At 69.3% G+C, this 21,465-nt stretch carries 19 protein-coding genes and 5 pseudogenes; 14 read left to right on the top strand and 10 right to left on the bottom strand.

Features of this window, described 5'->3' with window-relative positions; all coding sequences use genetic code 11:
* Positions 1-566: 566 nt before the first annotated feature.
* Positions 567-842: a hypothetical protein gene (locus StrepF001_RS45570; RefSeq protein ID WP_165396242.1), complete on the top strand. Its 276-nt coding sequence runs from the start codon at positions 567-569 to the stop codon at positions 840-842.
* A gap of 259 nt (positions 843-1,101) precedes the next feature.
* Here the strand turns inward: StrepF001_RS45570 and StrepF001_RS12475 are convergent, their stop codons facing one another.
* The 3 genes from StrepF001_RS12475 to StrepF001_RS12485 form a co-directional block, all read right to left on the bottom strand.
* On the bottom strand, positions 1,102-1,638 hold the full coding sequence (locus StrepF001_RS12475; RefSeq protein WP_129798286.1) for a hypothetical protein: 537 nt from the start codon (positions 1,636-1,638) through the stop codon (positions 1,102-1,104).
* 210 nt (positions 1,639-1,848) lie between these two features.
* A complete protein-coding gene (locus StrepF001_RS12480) occupies positions 1,849-2,646 on the bottom strand; it encodes an SMI1/KNR4 family protein (RefSeq protein ID WP_129798287.1) in 798 nt (265 codons plus the stop codon).
* A 48-nt stretch (positions 2,647-2,694) separates the two neighbouring features.
* A complete protein-coding gene (locus StrepF001_RS12485; protein ID WP_129798288.1) occupies positions 2,695-3,228 on the bottom strand; it encodes a hypothetical protein in 534 nt (177 codons plus the stop codon).
* A gap of 315 nt (positions 3,229-3,543) precedes the next feature.
* Here StrepF001_RS12485 and StrepF001_RS12490 point away from each other — a divergent pair.
* Positions 3,544-3,921, top strand: a pseudogene (locus StrepF001_RS12490) (transposase); the annotation flags it as partial.
* Between the two features lie 519 nt (positions 3,922-4,440).
* Here StrepF001_RS12490 and StrepF001_RS12500 read toward each other — a convergent pair.
* The 6 genes and pseudogenes from StrepF001_RS12500 to StrepF001_RS47710 all read right to left on the bottom strand — a co-directional run.
* Positions 4,441-5,271 carry a phosphotransferase gene (locus StrepF001_RS12500; protein ID WP_129798289.1) on the bottom strand — a complete coding sequence of 277 codons (831 nt, stop codon included), beginning with the start codon at positions 5,269-5,271 and terminating at the stop codon, positions 4,441-4,443.
* Between the two features lie 98 nt (positions 5,272-5,369).
* On the bottom strand, positions 5,370-5,831 hold the full coding sequence (locus StrepF001_RS12505) for a hypothetical protein (RefSeq protein ID WP_129798290.1): 462 nt from the start codon (positions 5,829-5,831) through the stop codon (positions 5,370-5,372).
* 153 nt (positions 5,832-5,984) lie between these two features.
* On the bottom strand, positions 5,985-6,503 hold the full coding sequence (locus StrepF001_RS12510; RefSeq protein WP_206306830.1) for a hypothetical protein: 519 nt from the start codon (positions 6,501-6,503) through the stop codon (positions 5,985-5,987).
* On the bottom strand, positions 6,500-6,913 hold the full coding sequence (locus tag StrepF001_RS46370) for a hypothetical protein (protein ID WP_240797439.1): 414 nt from the start codon (positions 6,911-6,913) through the stop codon (positions 6,500-6,502). Before StrepF001_RS46370 ends, StrepF001_RS12510 begins: the two co-directional genes overlap by 4 nt.
* Positions 6,914-6,992: 79 nt before the next feature.
* Positions 6,993-8,222, bottom strand: a complete 1,230-nt coding sequence (locus tag StrepF001_RS12520) for a helix-turn-helix transcriptional regulator (protein WP_129798291.1) — start codon at positions 8,220-8,222, stop codon at positions 6,993-6,995.
* A gap of 145 nt (positions 8,223-8,367) precedes the next feature.
* Positions 8,368-8,604: pseudogene (locus StrepF001_RS47710) on the bottom strand (histone deacetylase); the annotation flags it as partial.
* Positions 8,605-8,650: 46 nt separating this feature from the next.
* Here StrepF001_RS47710 and StrepF001_RS12530 point away from each other — a divergent pair.
* The 10 genes and pseudogenes from StrepF001_RS12530 (at position 8,651) to StrepF001_RS12570 (ending at position 19,291) form a co-directional block, all read left to right on the top strand.
* The gene (locus StrepF001_RS12530) at positions 8,651-9,433 is read left to right on the top strand and encodes a GNAT family N-acetyltransferase (RefSeq protein ID WP_129798292.1); all 783 of its coding nucleotides are present in this window, start codon (positions 8,651-8,653) and stop codon (positions 9,431-9,433) included.
* Positions 9,434-9,721: 288 nt separating this feature from the next.
* Positions 9,722-9,880 (top strand): annotated as a pseudogene (locus StrepF001_RS47715) (transposase); the annotation flags it as partial.
* 24 nt (positions 9,881-9,904) lie between these two features.
* Positions 9,905-10,287, top strand: a pseudogene (locus StrepF001_RS47720) (hypothetical protein); the annotation flags it as partial.
* Positions 10,263-11,108: an IS5 family transposase gene (locus tag StrepF001_RS12540; protein ID WP_129798294.1), complete on the top strand. Its 846-nt coding sequence runs from the start codon at positions 10,263-10,265 to the stop codon at positions 11,106-11,108. The pseudogene StrepF001_RS47720 and the gene StrepF001_RS12540, both read left to right, overlap by 25 nt.
* A gap of 168 nt (positions 11,109-11,276) precedes the next feature.
* Positions 11,277-12,515: pseudogene (locus tag StrepF001_RS12545) on the top strand (PHP domain-containing protein); the annotation flags it as partial.
* A gap of 599 nt (positions 12,516-13,114) precedes the next feature.
* A complete protein-coding gene (locus tag StrepF001_RS12550) occupies positions 13,115-15,859 on the top strand; it encodes a helix-turn-helix transcriptional regulator (RefSeq protein ID WP_129798452.1) in 2,745 nt (914 codons plus the stop codon).
* A 95-nt stretch (positions 15,860-15,954) separates the two neighbouring features.
* Positions 15,955-16,779, top strand: a complete 825-nt coding sequence (locus StrepF001_RS12555) for an alpha/beta hydrolase (RefSeq protein WP_129798296.1) — start codon at positions 15,955-15,957, stop codon at positions 16,777-16,779.
* Between the two features lie 19 nt (positions 16,780-16,798).
* The gene (locus StrepF001_RS12560; RefSeq protein ID WP_129798297.1) at positions 16,799-17,623 is read left to right on the top strand and encodes an alpha/beta hydrolase; all 825 of its coding nucleotides are present in this window, start codon (positions 16,799-16,801) and stop codon (positions 17,621-17,623) included.
* A 19-nt stretch (positions 17,624-17,642) separates the two neighbouring features.
* Positions 17,643-18,440 carry an alpha/beta hydrolase gene (locus StrepF001_RS12565; RefSeq protein ID WP_129798298.1) on the top strand — a complete coding sequence of 266 codons (798 nt, stop codon included), beginning with the start codon at positions 17,643-17,645 and terminating at the stop codon, positions 18,438-18,440.
* Positions 18,441-18,499: 59 nt separating this feature from the next.
* On the top strand, positions 18,500-19,291 hold the full coding sequence (locus tag StrepF001_RS12570; RefSeq protein WP_129798299.1) for an MBL fold metallo-hydrolase: 792 nt from the start codon (positions 18,500-18,502) through the stop codon (positions 19,289-19,291).
* A gap of 89 nt (positions 19,292-19,380) precedes the next feature.
* On the opposite strand, the gene StrepF001_RS12575 is transcribed toward StrepF001_RS12570, so the two are convergent.
* Positions 19,381-19,797 carry a hypothetical protein gene (locus StrepF001_RS12575; protein WP_129798300.1) on the bottom strand — a complete coding sequence of 139 codons (417 nt, stop codon included), beginning with the start codon at positions 19,795-19,797 and terminating at the stop codon, positions 19,381-19,383.
* 171 nt (positions 19,798-19,968) lie between these two features.
* Between StrepF001_RS12575 and StrepF001_RS12580 the strand changes: the two genes are divergently transcribed.
* Positions 19,969-21,138, top strand: a complete 1,170-nt coding sequence (locus StrepF001_RS12580; protein WP_240797440.1) for a replication-relaxation family protein — start codon at positions 19,969-19,971, stop codon at positions 21,136-21,138.
* Entirely contained in the window at positions 21,125-21,421 is a 297-nt protein-coding gene (locus StrepF001_RS12585; RefSeq protein WP_129798302.1) for a hypothetical protein, read from the top strand. Before StrepF001_RS12580 ends, StrepF001_RS12585 begins: the two co-directional genes overlap by 14 nt.
* The last annotated feature ends 44 nt before the right edge of the window (positions 21,422-21,465 follow it).

The raw sequence follows: 21,465 nt of genomic DNA on the forward strand, positions 1-21,465 counted from the left end.
GTGATCATCCTGCGGCTCAGCCGGTTGCTGGCGGGCCACGGCGCGCCAGCAGCGCACCACCGGTTCCCCGAACAGCTCATAGACGCTCATTCAGGGAGGTCACACACGACGACCGACACCGCCACGAGGATCACGGTGGTCACCGCGATGCCGACCATCACCGACCGTCCGTTACACGACGTCAGCCGCTCTCTCCCGCGTCCGCATACAGCGGCACCGCTGTTATTCGACTCAGAGGGAAGCCGGTAGGCTCCCATCCATCCGAGAGGAGCCACACTTGACGATCGTCAAGGAGTTCCTGGAACAGGGTGCGCCCACGCGTGTTCGCGTGCTCAACGGCGAGGACACCGACGCCGGCCGGCGCGGCGACAAGAAGCCGATCGCCCGCAGCGAGTGCATGTACTACTGCCCGGACGAGGCCACCGTCCGCCGCTGCATCGACGCACTGGAGGAGTCCGACAGGCGGCTGCGTGAGCGGCGGGCCGGTACCTCGTCGGGATGCGATGTGGCTGTGGGTCCGCCAGGGCCCTACCACCTATGGGCCCGCCACCGCGACGGTCACCTCGATGAGCTGGGCCATGGGCGACGGCTCTACCGTCACCTGCGCCGGCCCCGGCACCCCCTACCAGGGGAGCGTGGGTATGGCCGACTCTCCCGACGGCGGGCACCGCTACACCCAGACCAGCATCAACGAGCCCGGCGAGCGGTACCCGCTGACCGCCACCTCCACCTGGACTGTCACCTGGCAGGTCACCGGCGGCGGAGCGGACTCCGGCGAGTTCACCGAGACCCGCACCAGCACCGTCGGCGTCCGCGTCGGCGAAGTGCAGGTACTCACCTGACCTTTCGCGGCGAGCAAGCCTGTGACCTGCCGTGGTCTGGCTCTGTCCGCGAGAACGAGAACGGACGTCACCCGTACGTCGGCCGACGGTATGTGGCGCTCGTGGCCCTTCCCGAGCGTCCTTATCGTGTCCGACCGATCTGCGGTCCGGGTGAAGACGAAGCGACGCCGGTTGTCGACGTCGGCAGCGGCGGGACAGGAAGGGCGCCGTGGATCAAGGAATCGCGGCCTTCTCGCCGACATGGAACCCGGCGGCCTGGCTAATGGATCAGGGCATTCGCAAGAATGATCACTAGGCCGATCAGCATATCCAGGCCCCCTGCCCGGCACGAGGACGGCCATCCGTGCCCGGCGGTGCGGGCGGCCGAGGCGCCCAAGCCGAACAAGGCGACGGTGTTGAACAGCAGGGCCGCGTCTACCGCCGTGGCCTCTGCCCACCACCCGGCTACCGCGGCAAGCAGTATCCCCACCGTGGGCAGCACGGCGGCGACCAGTGGCCACTCGGCGAGCACCGACCGCAGTCTGCTCGTGGTGGCTGCCCCGTCGACGGACGCCCGCTGGGCGATGACGTGCGCGTACCCATGGGCGGCGCTCGACGCCAGCGCGGTGAGCAGCACCCACAGCGCGTCCGGACCGGGATCGGCCTTCTCGCCCGTCGCGTCCAGCGCGGCCACCATGGCGCTGGCCAGCACCAGTCCGTAGATGCCGCTGAACAGCCACTGCTCCGGCGGCTGGTGCCGCAAGATCCCCCGTGGTGCGACGCCCTCGGGGCGGACGTGGTCGGCGCGGTCGGGCATCGCATCGCCTCGGTGCGGGATGAGGGCTGGGTCCGCACATGCTCACCCGCGCGGCGTCAGGGAACACGACGCCACGCGGGTGAGCATGATTGTTGTGCCCTAAAGGGGGGCAGGCCGGGGACTCCACGAAACCGGGGTCAGCTCAGCCGCCAGGTGGAGCAGATAGGGAGCTCCAACCAGGCTGCGGATGCCGTTGGCGGCGGGGTTCGGTCAGCCGCTTTCCTGGTAGTTCATGAACCAGTGGGTGTCGAAATAGCGGGCCATCGTGAACGGGTGGTGCGGGTCGATGAGGATGCGGCAGACGAACTCTGCGGCCTGGCAGTCGAAGGGCATGTCCTCGCCGTCGAAGGACCGGACCACGACGGGCCAGCGGTCGGGGTCGTCGCCGTCGGCCCTCCAGCAGTACAGGTCCTCATGCTCCGTGCCCGCCCAGATGAGCAGACCGTCCTCCCTGAGACCCGTCCACGGCTCCTGGTTCAGGTTCAGGAATCCGTCGAAGGCGCCCTCGCCGAACGTCTCGACCATGCGCTTGTAGTCGCTCGGCAGCGCGGTGCCCAGGCGCGACTCCACCTCCGCCCAGTCCATGTCCGGCCGCTGGGCGGGGTGTGTCCAGCCGGTGATCCGTATGAGCCGCTCCATCCAGTCGACGTCTTCGTCCGGAGCGAGGGCCAAGGGTTCGGGCACCTCCCTGTGAGCGACCACCAGCACCGGCCGCTCGGTCCCCTCGGCGTCCCGTGCTGTACCCGTGCCGACCCACTGATCCCCGTACGCCCACGCCCGTATCGTCACGGCCCGGTCCTCGAAGGGGACGAGGAGAGCCGCGCCCCTGGACTCGCCGAGCGTCGGGTCGGTGAAGCCGTCGAGGACGAGGGTGTGCGGGGCGCCGTACCTGCTGCCGAGCAGGTCGGTCAGGTCCTGCGGGTCCAGGTCGCTGGGCAGGTACATGTAGCCGTCCCCCGGACCGAGTCGGGCCAGCAGGTCGTTGACGGTTGCTTGCATGAGCTCCATGGCGGACAGTGAAGCGCACCGCACTGACAATGGGCGTTGAGGTGTTGACTATCCGACGAGGCGTTCTGCCACTTGGCGGTACTGCTTCGACCGAACTTCCGTCAGTTTCCACAGAGCAGGCAGACTGTCCTTCCGGAGCCGGTCTTTCGCCTCCTGTTGGCAAGTCAGCTCGAAACGGGCGAGGCTGTCGAAGGAGTCGATACGGATGGCGGATGGCCAAGCTGCCACCGCCTTCGACGCGAAGTCCAGCGTCTGCGCTGCCACGATGTTCTGCTGCTTTGGCCTGGTCAGCACCACCGTGCCAAACACCAGAGATGTCCAGCCTTTCACGAAGCCATGGCCCGTGAGCCCTGTCGGGTACCTGGCATCCAGGGACCAGCTTTCGGCAAACGCAGAGCCGAGCAGATCGTCGTCGAGTTCTTGGCCGTCAAGAAACGCCACGATGCTCTCCACCCCCGCCATGATCAGGCTGTAGCGGTCGAGCAGGCCAGATCGCTCGGTCAGCACCTGTGTGGCTCCGCCCAGCCGGATGGCTGCGGCGCAACACAATGCTTCTCCAACGGCGTCAAACGTCTCGTCCACGATCCCCCAGTCCCTGGCCCAGCCCCGAAGGGGCGGCCCCCCAGGCACGATAACCGCAAGAGCGCCATAAGAAACGAGGTCTTAGTGGTCGTTTTCACCTGAGTCATTGCGGTATAGCCGTGTTTCTACCGTCCGGCGATCTGATGCTGGTGAGGCTGTCGGGCTGGTGGTGGATGCCGAGACGAATGGTGTGACACCTGGGGCGGAGGACGGCTTGCGCCTGTCTCATTCCAGGACGCCCGGGTCCATCCCGTGCTTCGATACGGCCGCACGCACGCCTGGGCGCACGCCCCTGAACGGCGGTATCTCCAGGTCATGGCTGACCGTCGCCCGTATCCGAGTGATCTGTCCGATGCACGCTGGGAGTTGATCGAGCCGGTCCTGGCCGCCTGGCGCTACGAGCGCCACGGCCGGGCGCTGGGCTTCGGCCGGCCCGCCGAGCTCGACCTGCGCGAAATCATGAACGCGATCTTGTACGTGGACCGCACCGGGGTGCAGTGGCGCTACCTGCCGCACGACTTCCCCCACTGGAACTCCGTCTACGGCTACTTTGCCAAGTGGCAGAAGGACGGCATCTTCGCCCAGCTCAACGGCCTGTTACGGAAGTTGGTCCGCGAGCAGGAGGGCCGCAACGCCGAGCCCTCGGCCTGCGTGATCGACGCACAGAGCGTGAAGACCTCCACCAGCGTCCCCGCCGCGAGACCGGCGCGCGGGTCGCCGTGGTGCGGGTGTGCCTGAGGTCCGGGACGTCCTCGGTGCTCGCGAGCGCCGCGACGAACGGGCTCCACCCGACGTGCATGCCGTCCGCGGCCCGGCACTCCGTCGTCGTGAAGTACGCGGGCTGCCGTCGCCGGGCTGCTCGGCCGCGAAGGCCGAGACTCGCTCGACCACGACCTGCCGCCGCCCCTCTTCGGTGGCTGAGAGTGCTTCGTTGATCAGCGCGTCCAGGTCCCTGGGGGTGAGGTGGCGGAGCGCATCGCGCACCGGAGGTTCGGTCGGCGCTGCCAGCAGTTCGGCCAGTTCGAGGGGCTTCATGGGCGGTGTCCTTCCTCGTGTGCGGCTGGCGGCGGCGGTGCCCGCCGGCCGGGCTGAACACCATGGCCAGATGGCTGCTTGCGATCAGGGTCTCCAGGCGGCGGTGGTTGAACTCCCGCGGGAGGGGGGATCTCGTGCTGGCGCGGGTTCCAGGCGTGCCTGTACCGGCGCAGCCGATTATGAGGAGAGGGTGGGTGCGCTCGTCTGTCGTCCTTCCTCGCGGTGTGTGACCCATGTTTGAGCGGCGGCGGTGAGGGCGGCTCTGTGAGGCATGGGGCGTGTTTGCTCCCAGTTCTCCCACGCCGCGTGGATCGTGCGTGCGAACAGGGTCAGGGTGGCAGGAGTGGCGGCGTGGTAGGCGGGAACCTGCTGGGCGATCGTCTCGGCCTGTTCCGGCGTGTGCCCCGCGGAGATGAGCCGGGGGATGGTCAGCGCGGTGTCTGCCCATGCAGGTGCGGGGCAGGCGAGGGCCCAGTCGAGGAGCAGCAGCTCTCCGGCGCTGTTCACCAGCATGTTGTACGGGGACATGTCCGTATGGGCGAGTCCTCGGCCTTGCAGAGGGGTGGGAACGTCCTTGGGTAGGAAGTCGGCCCACCGGGTGTGGAGCGGCTTTTTGCGCAGGTTCTCGGGCCAGGGTGTCTCGGATACGGCGGTGAGGGTGCGTACAAGGCGGGCGAGATCGTCGGAGCCGGGAGTCAGGTCCGGGTATCGGCCCTGGATGTACTCGTACCCGTACAGCAGCCACCCGCCGGCGTCGACCTCCCACAGCACGCGGGGTGCGCGAGGCGCATACCGCGTTACCTGTGCCTCATGGCGGTACACCCACGCCTGTGGGTCGTCCCCGCGGGTGCCCTTGACGAACGCTCGGCCTGTTCGCGTGCGGACGGTGCAGGCGAGGCGGGACATGACGCCGTGCGGCGCGGTGTCGGCCGCCTCGACCGGGCCCGTATGGCGCTCGACGGCGGCCCGGGTTGCTGGGGGTAGGTTGTGCCATTCGATGCGGTCCACCCGCGGTCTCCCCTGGGTTGGTCGAGCAAAAAAAAGGGGGGCGGGCCCCCGTCCTGGCCACAGCGTGGCACAGGCCGGAGGCCGGCTGGGGGGAGCCGTCAGGGGTGGTTGGGGCTGTCCGAGCAGTTCGCGTGGCACTGCGAGCACTCGGCGAGGTCCAGTTCGGGCCAGAACTCCAGGTCGATCTCGTACCCGGCGAGGGTGACGGAGTCGACCGTCCGAGCACGGAGTACCTTGCCGCCCCCGTGCTCCTTGGGGTCGAGGTAGCCGGGCTGGTGGTCCAAGAACCGGCCGAAGGTCCCCTCACAGAACTCCCGGTACGCCCTGGTGTGGAGCAGGAAAGCGTGCCAGAAGTCGTCCACGAGGGGCGAGGGGCTGAGCGGCTTGTCGCTGTAGTCGCACGCCGCGAGGAAAGCGAGCATCTGGCCGACACCGCGGTCTGCCTTCTCCTCGGGCAGCTGCGGGAACTTGGCGCGCATGGTGTCGACCAGGGTTTCGCGCAGTTCCGTGCTGATCAGCGTCCGCGCGTCAGTCGTGGCGCGCCTATCTGTGGTGGTCACGTTCCGTGCCTCCTTGGGTGGGGTGGTGCGTCGGACGTGGTGGTGGGCACCGCGGCGGGCCCCGGTTGGCGGCCTCGCCCGCGGTGGAGTTGCCGCCCGCCCGGGAGCAACGAGGGATGCGGGCGGGGGCCTGTTTCCGCGCTGGGCGGCGATCTACAGCGCGGCGTATGCGGCTGCGGGTTCGCACCCGCCCCCTGTCGGGGAGGGGAAGTGCCCGGCACAGGGCGGGAACTGCGCCGGCCGCCGTATCGGTGCGGGGGCCACAATCAGGGCATAGCGTGCGTCGTGGTCCGTGACCGTGAGCTGATAGGGCACGCGCGCGGCGAGCTTGGCGATGGCGTTGGCGTAGCGATGGGCGTCGCTTGCCCATGCGCGCAGGAAGTCGGCGGAGCGGGGGTTGCCGATGGGGACCAGGGGAGCGGCGTACAGCCACGGTGCGCGCGGGTCCGGGTCGAGGCGCCGGGCGAGGCATCGGGCTTCCCGGCGCAGCCACCGTGCGGCCAAGCGCGGGGAACGGGCGTGATAGGTGCCGAGGATGATCTCGCGGCGCGGATTGTCGAGGGGGGTTGCGACGGCCTCGCACCGGTAGCCGATGGGGCGGGGCACGGTGGCCTGCGGGAAGCGGCGTAAGGGCGGGCGCGGTAGGCGGCCGGCCGCGTGGCGTCCGCTCATACCTTGCCCCCGCGCGCTGTGTCGCGCAGTTCGATGATGCGTCCGACCTGGTAGTAGTACAGCTCCAGTTGGGACGGGTTGAAGACGAGCAGGCACTGGGCGGCGCCGCCGTCGTCGTAGTGGACGGTGACAGGCAGTATGCCGTGCTCGGCGCGCGCGTCGTACGTCACGTCGCGTTTTTGCGGCGTGACGTGTGTGACCTGGGGCTGCACGGGGGCCAGCGTCTTGCCGTCGTTGGGGGCCGACCACTTGTCGCCGCCTCCGGGCGGGACGAGGTGGTACGTGTTTCTGCCCTCGCCCGGTAACGCGACGACGACGCCGATGTCGCCGTCCTTCGAGGTGTCCCGAGCAAGGTCGCCGAGTCGAGGAGAGAAGGGAGCGGCTGCGCCGGACGCGCCTTGCAAGGGCAAGTGGGAGGTTCCTCGTCGAGTCATGCCCCGAAGCTAAAAGCGCGTCAGGGGGCGAATATGAATCGGAGGAATACGACTCTCATCCGTCGAGGTGGAAGCGGTTGGACATGCGGCGCAACGTTTCGCGCATGGCCGTGCGTTCGGCGTAGACGATGCTGCGCAGCGTCGAGCGGGCGATGGGGTGATTGCGCACCAGTTGCGGGGCGATCCGTTCGGCAGTCTCCAGCTCGGAGAGGGCCTTGTCGCGGTTTCCGTCCCACAGCCACGCCCGGGCGAGGTCCATGTGATGGTGTCCTTGCCGGGAGTTGGGCAGGGCGGACACCAGTTCAGGGCTGGTGCGCCGATTCAGGGCGAGGGCGCGGGTCTGGTTGCCGGCTTCCAGGGCGACGCTGATCGCGTGAATCTGCACGTTGCCAGATGAGAACGTCACCGAATGCCGGTCGTGGACCGGTGGGCCTTGGCGACTGGCCAGGCGCTCAGCGGCAGCGCGGGCGTGGCCGATGCGGTCCTCGGACTCCGACGGCCGGCCCGCGCGGGCGGCTGACACGGCGGCGCGCAGTTGGAGGGACCCCCACATGCGGACGGCAAGCGGCTCGCCTCGGTCGTAGTCGTCTTGGATGCTGCCGAGCGCCTTGTCGGACAGCGACATGGAGTCGTCCCAATCGGCGGTTGCCCACATGTCCCATACGCGCATCCAGTCGGCGAGCGCGGGCATGACAGGGTCGCCGGACAGGCGCGCGGACCAGGCCGCACGCTCGGCGGCCATGGCGATCAACTCGGCGTGACCGAGGGCGTGCGCGGCGGTGTGGGCGAACTTGCAGGCGACGGCGTATACGGCGTACGCCTCTTCGCGTTCATGGCCGGTGGAGACTTCGGCGAGCGCTCGGGCTTCGCGCAGCAGGTCGGGCAGTATGCGCAGGATTGCGATGTTTGCCGCGGCGTCTCGTAGGCGGTGCAACCGGGTCATGTTGCGCCACAGTTCGCCGGACGGCCGAGGGCTGCCCTCGAATACCGGCGTGAGGTCGTAGCGGCGTAGTTCTCGGAGGATCGATGCGGCGGCGATCTGCCATTGGTTGTCGGCGGGGGTGCTCGTGTACGGGCGCCCGATCAGGTCGTTGGGATGAACCCCCAGTTCGGCCGCGATGGCGTTGAGCAGGCCAACACGGTCTATCTCGATCTGTCCGCGTTCCATCTTGGACACCCACCCCTGAGACTTCCCCAGGGCGACGGCGAGGTCTGCTTGCGGCATGCCCAGGCGCAGACGCGCGCGACGAACACGGCGGCCGATCTCCTCAGCTTCTTCCAGCATGCGCGGGGCTCCATCCGTTCGGGCTCTCCCCGAAACGGTACCCATGAGGCGCCGTGAGCGTCGCCGGTGGCCACGGGGAGAGGGCGGTCAGCCGGTGTGTAGCGGCGTGTAGGAGGAGAAGACGTAGTGGTTTAGTTTGCGCAGTTGGGCCGTAGAAGCCCATGCCGCCAGTCCACGCCTGAGATTCGAGGGCAAAGTACAGCTCACCAGGGAGCATGACCGGCGCTGTACGTTCTGGCGGTCGCTCATCACGACAGCCGGGATATGTCCGTCGGCCGCCGGGCGGCCGACCGCCCGACAGGTAGTAGGTCAGGCGTGCCAGATGCATGTTGGAGCCGAAAGCCGCGTACCAAACGCGCCGCGGAGGGATCGGCCTGGACATCAGCAGTACTGACCGCGATGGGAAGATCCCTTGTACGCTCGGCTGGATGAAGGTCGCTTCGCTTGGGTTCCGGACAGATGTGATGTTGCTGGAGATGGGTGGGTCCGTAGTCACAGACCACGGATCACACCTGGTCGTGCGAACCCCGGCGAACCCCGGTTTTCACTGGGGGAATTTCCTCCTCTTCGACACTCCACCTCAGCCAGGTGACGCGGTCCGATGGTCGGCGCTCTTCGCGGCAGAGTTCCCGGAGGCGAAGCACCGGGCGTTCGGAGTGGACGGCGTCACTGGCGTGGCGGGGGACACGTCGGAGCACGAGGTGCTCGGAGTGACCGCCGAAGTCAACACGGTGTTGACGGCGGACCGGCTCGTGCCATCGGTCGCGACCCCTCAAGCCGAGATTCGTGCGCTGACCGGTGACGTCGATTGGGGCCAGGCGCTCGAACTGGACTTCGCCTGCTACGGGCTGCCGTCGGATGACGACAGTCGGCGCTTCGCCGAGCGCCGGGTCGCGGGCTACCGCGGTTTGTGCGAGGCCGGTCACGGGATTTGGATCGGGGCCTTCGTCGAGGGCCACCTGCGTGCCGGGGCGGGCTTGTTCGCCGTCGGCTCGGGGCTGGCGCGGTTCCAGAACGTCGAGACCCATCCTGACTTCCGTCGCCGAGGTCTCGCTTCCGCCGTCCTTCATCATGCCCAACGCGCGCTGCTCGCCCCGGGCGTTCGCACGCTCGTCATCGTTGCAGACCCCGGCGACTACGCCATTCGCCTTTATCGGGCGCTCGGCTTCGTGGACAGGGAGCGACAGGTCCAGCTCCATAAGGCGGGCTGACCTATCGTCCCGCTTTGCCGCCGCGCACAGGAGTTGACGGTCAGCGGACTCCGCGGGCTCATTGGGTCGGGAAGAGGGTGTCCTGGAAGCGGTAGGACGCGGTGCCGGTCTGGATGAGGGTGCAGCGGAAGGCGATCCGGTCGGCGATGGCCGCGCAGAAGCGCGCATCGACGATCAAGACCGTGCGGGTAGCGAAGCCCCGTCGGCGGGGCTCGCGCGGGTGTGAGGCTGATCCTTTGGAGTGGACACCCTGACAATGGATCTTGATGGTCCGGGAGGGATGTCCGAGTGGGAGGCAAGTCTCCGTATCCGGAGGAGTTCAGGAAGGACGTGGTCGCGCTCTGCCGCGCCGCGGGCGGCAAGCGCACATACGCGGCGGTGGCGGCGGGCCTCGGCATCACCGCCGAGTCGCTGCGGACGTGGGTCCGCAAGGAAAACGAGTCCCAGGTGCAGCCCGGGCGCCGCGAGGCCGGCGTCAAGGTCAGCGACAGTGATATCGACGCTCTTCCCATGCACCGGCACCGCTTCCACGGCGACTGGAACTACACCCTCCACCCTCAACCTCGCGACACCACCAACGCGGCCAAGGACCCGCGGTCAGCCGGCGGTCCGTCCCTGCAGCTCTGCACTGGGTCTCTGCGCAACCCGGAGCTGACCGGCATGCCCGAACCGGCGCTGGACGAACTCGTCGACCAACTGGCCCAGAAGTTGGACAAGTTACGTGAGTAAGAGGTCGCGCGGATAGGCGCGGTGGGGACCCCGGCAGTAGTACGGGCACAGGCCCTAGTGATCATGGAGTTGCGACGCTCTGTGATCACTGGGGAGACCTGTGCCCGCGCTGCCATCATGGCTGACAGAACCGCTCTGGGGCCAATTCGTGGCCCTGCTTCCCGAGCGGCCGGAGTTCCAACCGGACCATCCACTCGGCTGCCACCGTCGGCGCATCAGCGACCGGGTCGTCTTCGACAAGATGCTGCAACTGCTGCGCTTCGGCTGTTCGTACGAGACGATCGCCGACACGACCTGCTCGGCCACCACGATCCGCAGCCGCCGCGACGAGTGGATACGACTCGGCATCTTCGCCCAGCTCAAGCAGATCGCGCTCGACTCCTACGACCGAATCGTCGGCCTCGTCCTCGACCAGATCGCCGTGGACGGCTCCATCACCAAGGCGCCCGGAGGCGGCGAAGTGGCCGGTCGCTCACCGGTCGACCGCGGCAAACAGGGCCTCAAACGCTTGGGCATGACGGACGGGTACGGGATTCCCCTGGGGCGTGTCCTGGCCGGTGCCAACCGCCACGACTCCCCGTTGCTCGCCCCGACCCTGGACCGTCTGGACGACCTGGGGCCGTTGCCCGACGACATCACCGTCCACCTGGACGCCGGCTACGACTCGGACAAGACCCGCACGCTGCTGCTCAGCGAACGCGGCCTGCGCGGCCGCATCGCACACAAGGGTGAGAAGGCGCCCATCCAGGCCAGTCAGCGTTGGCATGTCGAACGCACCCACGCCTGGCAGAACGCCTTCTACCGGCTCGCCCGCTGCTACGAGCGGCGCGTCACCGTCATCGATGCCTTCTTCGACCTCGCCGACGCCATCATCACCGTGCGTAGGCTGATCCGACGAGCATGGACGAATCACCGCTGGGATGAACGCCCGAACCGCCGACCATGACCGCACGCCTATCCGCGCGACCTCTTAAGCACACAAGTAGCGTGCTCAGTCACACCCGCCCCACTCGTGACCAGGCATCTCACGCGCTACGATGCTCGAACAGAGATTCGAATAGAGGGCGGTGCGCCACGCAGCCGACCGAAGGGGGCAGGTGATGGGAGGCGCGCCATGGGCGGTTTTACCCACCTCAACGCCGTCTCCGGGTTCTCCACCCGCTTCGGCGCCGCCCACCCCGAACAACTCGTCCAGCGCGCCGCCGAACGCGGCATGAGCGCGCCGGCTCTGACCGACCGCGACGCCGTCACCGGCGCCGTACGGTTCGCGCAGGCCGCCCTCGAGCACGCCATCCGGCCGATCTTCGGTATCAACCTCGCCGTCGCCCCGCTCGCCCCCGCCCCCGCACAGCGCCGCCGTACCCCGGTCCGCGGCGGCGCTCACGTGGACGAGCCGCCCCACTGGATCGTCCTGCTCGCCCAGTCCCGCACCGGCTGGGCGAGGCTGTGCCGGCTGACCTCCGCCGCCCACACCCACCGCGACGGCCCACTCGTTCTCACCTGGGACGACCTACGCCAGCATGCGGGGGAGGGGCTGACCGTGCTGCTCGGCCCCGCCTCCGAGCTCGTCCGCGCCCTGACCGCCGGCCGACCCGATCTGGCCGAACACCTCCTCGCCCCCTGGCAGCAGCTGCCCGGCATCCAGCTGCGCCTGGAAACCTGCTGGCTCGGCTGCACCGGCACCGGGCCCGGCTCACTGCGCCTGGCCGCCCGCACCCTCACCCTCGCCGACCAGCTGGGCATCCCGGCCGTGCTGACCAATGCCGCCCGCTACGCGGACCGAGGCCAGCGCCGCCTCGCCGACGTCCTGGACGCCGCCACGGCCGACGCCTGCGTCATCGACCCCGTCCGCGACCTCGGCCTGGGCCGCCCCCACTTCCCGGAGCCCGCCGTCGTCGGCGCCCCCAGTGGCCCCGCGCACGCAGCCCGGCTCCTGCGGGAGCGGGCCGAGGCCGGCCTCATCCGCCGCGGCCTCGACCGCGACCCCCGCGCCCGCCAGCGACTCGAAGAAGAACTCGCCGTCATCCGCACGCTGCAGTACGACAGCTACTTCCTCACCGTCGCCCAAGTCGTCGAAGACGTCCGGGAACTTGGCATCCGCGTCGCCGCCCGCGGCTCCGGCGCCGGGAGCATGGTCAACCACACCCTCGGCATCGCCACCGCCAACCCGCTCGACTTCCACCTGCTTATGGAACGGTTCCTGTCGGTGCGCCGCGCGAGCCTGCCCGACATCGACATCGACGTGGAATCAGCCCGCCGACTCGAGGTCTACGACCGCATCATCGAACGGTTCGGCACTGAACGCGTCGCCGTCACCGGAATGCCGGAGACCTACCGTGCTCGCCACGCCCTCCAGTTCCCTGTCAAGTCCTGCATGTTGAGCTGAGAGTAGGGGAGGCGGACCGGGGGTGCCCAGGCCGCTCGGCCGCAGGCGGCCTGACTGGCGTCCGGTGCCCCGCTTCTTCCCGTCCGTCTGCGCAATCGGCACACGCTGCCGGAAGGCGTCTTCCAGCGACCTGATGTCTGTCCCATGGAGGTGCCATAGAAAGGCGGCGACTGATCGACTGTACGGGACTGGTGGTCGGCGAGATCCGCGTCGAAAACGCGGGCTTCCCCTGATTGCACCGCCGGTTCATCGAGAACCCGGGTGGCGAGGCTACGGCCTCTGCCGGGGCGTGAGCTGGCGCTGGTCGAGCGAATCGATGACGCGTATCAGGAGCGTGAGATCGCGTCCAGTGTCGGCTGCACGCCAGCAGGGATCAAGCGTGGTCCGGTTGACGGAGGAGCCGCGGCGAAGCGGAGGGTGGCATATGACTTGTGCAAGTCTCCTACAAGTCCGGGCGGACATATGCAGGATAGGCAGCACCAGCGGAGGGTGCGGGGGAAGAGTACGTGGGGGGACCGCGTTGCCGTTGACCTTGCCACCCGACCTTTCTGAAAGGTGTCGGCGTGATGCTCAAGGGGCGGGTCAGGGAACGTGAAACCCTCGATCGGTTCGTCGCGGATCTGCGCGAGGGATTGAGCGGTGTCGTCCTCCTACGTGGTGACGCCGGCATCGGTAAGACCGTCTTGCTGGATCATGCGGTCGCGGAGGCCGCCGACCTGCGCGTCCTGCGGGTGGCGGGTGTGGAGGCGGAGTCCGGGTTCCCTTTCGCGGCGCTGCACCGTCTGCTCGTACCGTTCTTGGACGGCCTCAAGGAGCCCGGAGCACTGCCCGCGACCCAGCGCACGGCCCTGCGGGTGGCCTGTGGACTGGCCGACGGCCCGGCCGCCGACCAGTTCCTGGTGGGGCTCGCGACGCTCACGCTCCTTGCGGAGGCTGCGAAGCAACGGCCTCTGCTGGCCTGCGTCGACGACGCCCAGTGGCTCGACAAGGAGTCTTTGGGCGTACTCGCCTTCGTAGGCCGGCGGGTGCACGCCGAAGGCGTCGGCCTGCTGTTCGCCGCACGGGCCGGTTTCGACGCGCCTGCGGGCCTTCCGTCCATCGAAGTCGCCGGTCTGGAGGACGAGTTCGCTCTGGAACTGCTGCGGGAGACCGTCCCCGGACAGCTCGACACCCGTGTCGCGGCGCGGATCGTGGCCGCCACGGCCGGGAACCCGCTGGCACTGGCTGACCTGGGACAGGAATTGTCCGCCGACCAGCTCTCCGGAGGGCTCGCGCTGCCCGAACCGCTGCCCGTGGGCGGCAGGCTGGAGGCGCATTACCTCCAGCAGGTTTGCGAGCTGCCGGAGCCGACGCAGACCTGGCTGCTTCTCGCCGCCGCAGAGCCGGGCGGCGACCTTGGGTACCTCGCGAGCGCGGCAGGCCGGCTCGGGATCGGCACGGAGGCCTCCGGCCCGGCCGAAGCCGCGCGTCTGTTGGTGCTGCGCGCCACCGCACAGTTTCGCCATCCGCTGGTTCGGTCGGCTGTGTACAGCGGCGCCACCAGCGCCGAGCGAAGGCGGGCGCACCAGGCACTGGCGGAGGTCACTGACCGTCCGGCCGACACCGATCGGCGGGCCTGGCATCTCGCCGCGGCCGCCATAGGGACGGATACCGCCGTCGCCGCGGAGGTGGAACGCGTGGCCGACCGGGCGGGCGCGCGGGGTGGCTACGCCGCGCGCGCCACCTTCCTGACCCGGGCAGCCGAGCTGACGCCGGAAGGCGAGATACGAGCGGGGCGGCTGCTGGCAGCGGCCGAGGCAGCGCTGCGGGCCGGGGCGCCGCTGCAGGCGGAGTCGCTGCTGGACGGGATCGACGGGGAGCTGCTCGGCGATGTCGGCCAGGGCCGGGCATTGCTGGTCCGGGCGACCACGGGCGTCGCGCTGGGCCGCGCGGATTCGTTCGCGCAGGCGCCGGCGCTGTGCGTGCGCGCCGCCCAGTTCCTCATCGACGGTGCTCCGGACCTGGCTCGTGAGGCGCTCCTCAGGGCGATCGACCGCACCATCACCGCGGAGCACCTCATGCGGGACACGACGCCGTCCGAGATCGCCCGGGCCGTGGAGACGCTGGTGCCGCGCACCGGTGAGGCGACCGGTGTCGACCTCGTGCTGCGCGGCTTCGCAGCCCTGGTCACCGACGGCTACGAACGCGCTGTACCCCACCTGCGGCGGGCCTGTGCCATGGTGCTGGACCCCGGCACTCCCGAGGAGGAGGTGCTGCGCGGCTATCTGCCCGCCGTCACCCTGTCGATGATGCTGTGGGACGAGCAGACACACACCGCCGTCATCGAGAGGGCGGCTGACGTCGCCCGGCGGACCGGCTCCCTGTGGCAGCTGGACAACGCGCTGTACTGCGCCACGATGTCCGAGACCAATCTCGGCGAGCTGGCGGCTGCCGACGACCTGCTGGCCGAGGGGCACCAGATTCGGGCGGCGATCGGCGCGAACGACGACGTGTGGGCCATCTACCGGCATCCCGAGCTGCTCGCCTGGCACGGCGAGCGCGACGACCTGGATGCCGTTCTGCGCGGATCGATGGAGGCCGGAACCTGGCTCGGCAGCGGCGCGGTCGAGTCCATCGCCCGCATCGGCATGATGGTGCTGGCCCTGAGCCGCGGCGACTACGCCGAGGCGCGCACCGTCGCGCACGAACTGATCGAGCACGACGTGGTCGGGGTGCATTCCCGGCTGCTGCCTCACCTTGTCGAGGCGGCCGTACGCTGCGGCGACCGGGTCCTGGCCACGGCCGCGCTGGGGACGCTGACCTCCCGGGCGACGGCCTCCGGCACGCCCTGGGCCCTGGGTCTGCTGGCCCGCTCGAGTGCCCTGCTCGCAGCCGTCGGCGACGCCGAGCCGCTGTACAACGAGGCGATCACCCTGCTGTCGGGCACGAGAGCCCGCTCCGATCTCGCTGTCGCCCACCTGCTGTACGGCGAGTGGCTGCGCCGCCGTAAGCGCCGCAAGGATGCCCGCGAGCAACTGCACACGGCCGTCGCGATGTTCGACGCCATACGGGCCACGGGATACGCGGCGCGCGCCGCCCAGGAGCTTGCCGCGACCGGGGCGCACCCCCAGCGCGGGCCGGCCGGGACGACGAACACGCTGACCCCGCAGGAACTCCAGATCGCCCGCCTCGCCAAGGGCGGTGCGACCAACGCCGAGATCGCCGCCCAGCTGTACATCAGTGCCAGCACCGTCGACTACCACCTGCGCAAGATCTTCCGGAAGCTCGACGTGACGTCCCGGCGGCAACTCCACCAGGCCTTGGACGACTGACTCCGGTCACGACTACGCGCTGCACGGGATTCGAGCACCGTCCGTCCTGGCCGACGCTTGGGCGACCGGACAGATCCTGCAGACGGGAGCATTCCATGCCATACGTCACCGCGAGCGACGGAGCGCAGATCTACTACAAGGACTGGGGCACGGGCCGGCCGGTCGTGCTCAGCCACGGCTGGCCGCTGAACTCGGACAGCTGGGAGGCGCAGCAGCTGTTCCTCGCCTCGAACGGCTTCCGCGCCATCGCCCACGACCGTCGTGGGCACGGCCGTTCCACCCAGACCTGGCACGGCAACGAGATGAACACCTACGCCGACGACCTCGCCACCCTCATCGACACGCTCGACCTGCGCGACGCGACGCTCGTCGGCTTCTCCACGGGCGGCGGCGAAGTCGCCCGCTACATCGGGCGGCACGGCACCGCGCGCGTCGCGCAGCTCGTACTGGTCTCCGCCGTACCACCGTTCATGCTCAAGGCCGACGACAATCCCGGTGGCGTGCCGGCCGAGGTGTTCGACGCGATCCGCGGCGGGTCGCTCGCCGACCGCTCACAGCTGTACCGCGACCTGGCCGACGGCCCGTTCTTCGGGAACAACCGACCCGGCGCCGATGTCTCCCAGGGCATTCGGGATGCGTTCTGGCGCCAGAGCCTGCAGGCCGGACACCGGGGCGCCTACGAATGCATCGCGGCCTTCTCGGCCACCGACTTCCGCGCCGACCTGGACGCCTTCGACGTGCCTACGCTGGTCATCCACGGCGACGACGACCAGGTCGTGCCCTTCGAGGTGGGCGGCGAAGCGTCGGCGGCCCGCATCAAGAACGCGACGCTGAAGGTCTACCCGGGCGCGCCGCACGGCATCACGGACACGCACAAGGAACAGCTCGGCACCGACCTGCTGGACTTCCTCAACTCCTGACCGCGGAAGGAACCACCGCATGATTCCCGAAGGTCAGCCCCGCCGTCGCGTTCTCGGCGGCCTGCTCGCGGCGGGAGCGGTCACGCTCGGCACCGCCCCCACCCCGGCCTCCGCCCGCTCGGGGAGCGGTACGAGACCGACCGTCGTGCTCGTGCACGGCGTGTTCGCCGACTCCTCCGGCTGGAACGACGTCATCGCCCCCCTGCTGAAGGCCGGATTCCCGGTCATCGCCCCCGCGAACCCGCTGCGCGACCTGGCGGGCGACTCGGCGTACGTCTCCAGCGTCATCGACACCATCCCCGGCCCGGTCATCCTGGTCGGCCACTCCTACGGCGGCGAGGTCATCACCAACGCCGGGCGCGGTCACTCCAACGTCAAGGCGCTGGTGTACGTCGGGGCTTTCGCACCCGACGAGGGCGAGAGCGCGCTGCAACTGGCAGGCATGTTCCCGGGCAGCAAACTGCCGGACGCGCTGGTGACCCGCCCGTTCCCGCTGCCCGACGGCACCACCGGCACTGACGGCTACATCGACCCGGCGAAGTTCCACGAGGTCTTCGCCCAGGACCTGCCGACCTCCGTGACGCGGCTCATGGCGGCCACTCAGCGTCCCGGCAGCATAGGCGGGTTGGCGTCCGGCAGCGGCGTACCGGCCTGGAAGAGCCTGCCGTCCTGGTATGTGATCCCCACCGCCGACAACGTCATCCCGGCTGCGGGGCAGCGCTTCATGGCCAAGCGCGCCGGGAGCACGACCGTCGAGGTGAAGGGCTCGTCCCACGTCGTGATGATGTCGCACCCCGACATCGTCGTCCGCCAGATCCTGGCTGCCTACCGTGCCACCCGTTGACGCCCAGGAAGGAACATCGATGAGCGCACCGGACACCATCGTCCTGATCCACGGCTTCTGGGTGACGCCGCGCAGCTGGGAGCACTGGATCGACCGCTACGAGAAGCAGGGCTACCGGGTGCTCGCGCCCGCCTACCCCGGCTTCGAGGTGGAGGTCGAGTCCCTGAACGCCGACCCGACCCCGATCGAGAAGGTGACGGCCCCGCAGATCCTCGAGAGCCTGGCGAACGTGATCCGCGGGCTCGACAGGCCGCCCGTCCTGATCGGCCACTCCGCGGGCGGGGCGTTCACTCAGGTCCTGCTCGACCACGGCTTCGGCGCGGCCGGAGTGGCCATCAACTCCGCGCCCACCGAAGGCGTGAAGGTGGTCCCGCTGAGCCAGGTGAAGTCGACCTTCCCCGTGCTCAAGAATCCCGCCAATCACCACAAGGCGGTCGGCCTCACCCATGAGCAGTGGCACTACGCCTTCACCAACACCTTCTCCGAAGAGGAGTCCCGGGCGCTCTACGAGCGTTACGCGATCCCCGCGTCGGGCCGCATCCTGTGGAACAGCGTGCTGGCCAACCTCCAGCCCGGACACCAGGACATCTGGGTGAACTACCACAACGACGACCGTGTACCGCTGCTGTTCCTCTCCGGCGAGCTGGACCACCTCATGCCGCCCCAGGTCCAGCAGTCCAACGCCAAGCACTACAAGTCGAACACCGTCACCGAGGTCAAGGTGTATCCGGGGCAGCCGCACCTGATGCCGGCCTCGCCAGGCTGGGAAGAGGTCGCGGACTACGCCCTGTCGTGGGCCTTGTCGCACGCCCGATAGCCACCAGGGGTCCGGGGCGGTCACACCCGCCGTCCCGGGCCACCGGAAGGGATGACCGCATGACCGACGTCCGCGTCACCCACATCGGCGGTCCCACCACACTGATCGAGGTCGGCGGCTGGCGGCTGCTGACCGACCCGACGTTCGATCCGCCGGGACGCCGCTACTCGTTCGGCTGGGGCACGTCCTCCCGTAAGACGTCCGGCCCCGCCCTGGCCGTCGCGGATCTGCCGCCGGTCGACGCCGTCCTGCTCAGCCACGACCACCACGGCGACAACCTCGACACGGCCGGGCGCGCCCTGCTGCCGACCGCGGACGCCGTCCTCACCACGCCGTCCGGAGCACGACGACTCAGGGGCAACGCTCGTGGTCTGGCGCCCTGGACGACCACACGCCTTCAGGCACCAGGACGCACGACGATCGACATCACCGCGACCCCCGCCCGTCACGGACCGCCGCTGTCACGGCCGATCACCGGGGACGTCACCGGCTTCGCACTCCACTGGAAGGGACAACGGCACGGCGTGCTGTGGATCTCCGGAGACACCGTCCTCCACGACGGCGTACGACACCTTGCCCGTCGACTGAACGTGGGCACCGCCCTGTTGCACATGGGCGGCGTGCGCTTCCCGCTGACGGGCCCGATCCGCTACACGATGACGGCCGCTCAGGCTGTAGAGCTGTGCCGACTGCTCACCCCGCGAACCGCCCTCCCCATCCACTACGAGGGCTGGCACCACTTCCGCGAGAACCGAGAAGCCATCGAACGGCACCTCGCCTCGGCTCCCGCCGACATCCGGGACCGCTTCCGTTGGCTGCCCGCCGGAACAGGGGTCGACCTCAGCGTGTGACGGCGCCGGTCGGTGCTGATGCTCCTGCTGACACGATCGCCTGTCCGGCGTATTCGCCGCCAGGGAACTGGGCGCCGAGCGCATTATCGTCAGGAGCCAGCACGCCTCCCCACCGAAAGCTCGCGACCGACTTCGGGGCCACCGACGTCGTCAACCCAACGCGGAGACAAGGGCATCGCCCGATCAAGGAACTCACCGGCGGCATCGGCGCCGACTCCGCCCTCTGCGGCAACGCACAGCGCATCGACGCCCACCTGGATGCCTCGCCCGCCACAGCATCGACAGCAACACCCAGTGACCGGCTGGAGCAGGTCAGCGACGGCGAACTGGTGGATGAGATCCAGCAGTAGTTGGTTCGCGGCTTCAGCGCGTCGTTGCGGAAGGACGGCGAGATCGTTGAGCGGGGCCTCGGTCGCGACGAATGCGGTGGCCTGGCTGTGGATGCTGAAGTCGAGAGTGAGACTGCCGTCGATCTGTTCGTCGTACGTTCCATCTCGTTCGGCCAAGGCAACAGGTTGAGGTTCGTCAGTTTCGCGCGGAGCAGGCTCTCCCCGGGGCAGGAAGGGCCTGCCGTACCTCGGTCATGACGGGGTCCGCAGCATGCAGGTTGACAGTTGATGCCGTTTCTAGGGGCGCTGGCACGGACGGTACCGCAGTCACCGCGACGCACACCCGGCGTGGTTCCTTGCGCACCGTCACTCCAAGGTGCTGCAGCGGCGGCGGGCCAGGCGGGGGCGTTACTGGATGAGTGTGCGCAGTACCGGGACGCTGACGCCTGCCGCGGTCAGACCAGCGAGGACGGCAGCGGCCACGGCGCCGCTGCTCAGGCCGCCGTCGACGCACTCGACGGGATCGGCACCCTCACCTCCTACGCCACCGAGGTCGCCCTCCCGGTGAAGGGCACCTGGAAGAACCCCGCGATCGGCAGCGCCCGCGCCGACGTCGTCCTCACCGCCCCGGAGGCCGGGGTGCCGGTGCTGTTCATCGAGGTCGACAACTGCACCGAGGAAGCCGTCCTCATCGCCCGGAAGTTCGACAAGTACGCCCGGTTCTTCCAGGGCAAGGAGAAGGACACCGACGGCATCGAGAAGCCGCTGTGGCGCACCCGCTGGTCCGCGCCCCCTTCCGAGAAGTACGAGCGGGTGCACCCGCCGGTCCTGCTCGTCTTCCACCAGGTCGGCAAGCGCTCCGCCAAGAACCAGATGGCCAGGGTCGCCGACCTCATCCGCCACCACTGGCAGGGCATCTGGCACCGCGAGGAAAGCTTCCACTCCTACGACGGCTGCATCCCGATCGTGGCCACCACGCTGGAGCTGCTGCGCGAACACGGCCCGTCCGGCCACGCGTTCTGGCGCTTCGGCCGCGACCACCACGAGCCGCTGCTGGACGCGATCGGCAACTCCCGCCGGGACGCCTACCTCGCCCGCCGCCGCCAGGCCGCCCGGGAAGAGGAACGGCGCCGTGCAGAGCGGATGGCCGCGGAGCGGGCGGCGCGGCGGCCGGTGTGCAAGGACTGCGGGCAGAAGTTCACCGATGCCCGGTGGGAGGCGATCGGCTACACCCGGGACTGGAGCAAGCGCCAGTCGCACCCGCACCTGTGCGAGGACTGCCAGGACCGGGCCGTCGCAGCCGAGCAGCAGGCCGAAGCCGACGAACGCGAGCGCCAGGAGCAGGAGCGCCTGCGCCAGGAGGCAGAGGAACAGGCCGCCGCGCAGGAGGCCGGCGGCTGGCTCTCCCACTTCCGGGCAAGCCGCGGCGACCGGCCACGTGGGCAAGCCCAAGGCGTCCCTGGGCAAGCCCGCGTTGTCGGTGGCGGCTGCAAGGCTTGGTCGGATGAACGGCGATGAGCAGCTGCTGAACGGCCGAGTCTATGGCGCGGAGCACGACGATCCCAACCCTGGCCCGCTCCCACACCGGACCTACGCTGAACTGGTCGGCGGGCCGCTGGACGGCCTGCTGCTGGACATCCACGGGTGGCGGATCGAGGAAGTCGACGACGGTGTCGCCCTGTCCACCGAGCTGTCGCGGTGGCCCGGCGGCCGCGCCCTGTACGACCCGCGCCCCGGCGAACCCCGCGCACAGGGGCCCGGCGTCGCGTGCCGCTTCTACTACTCCGGCGACACACCCTGACCACAAGCCCGACCATGGACCCGACCACGGCACCGGTCGCCCCG

Origin of the sequence: Streptomyces sp. F001, from assembly GCF_004187715.1 — a bacterium.
Classification (GTDB): domain Bacteria; phylum Actinomycetota; class Actinomycetes; order Streptomycetales; family Streptomycetaceae; genus Streptomyces; species Streptomyces flavusporus.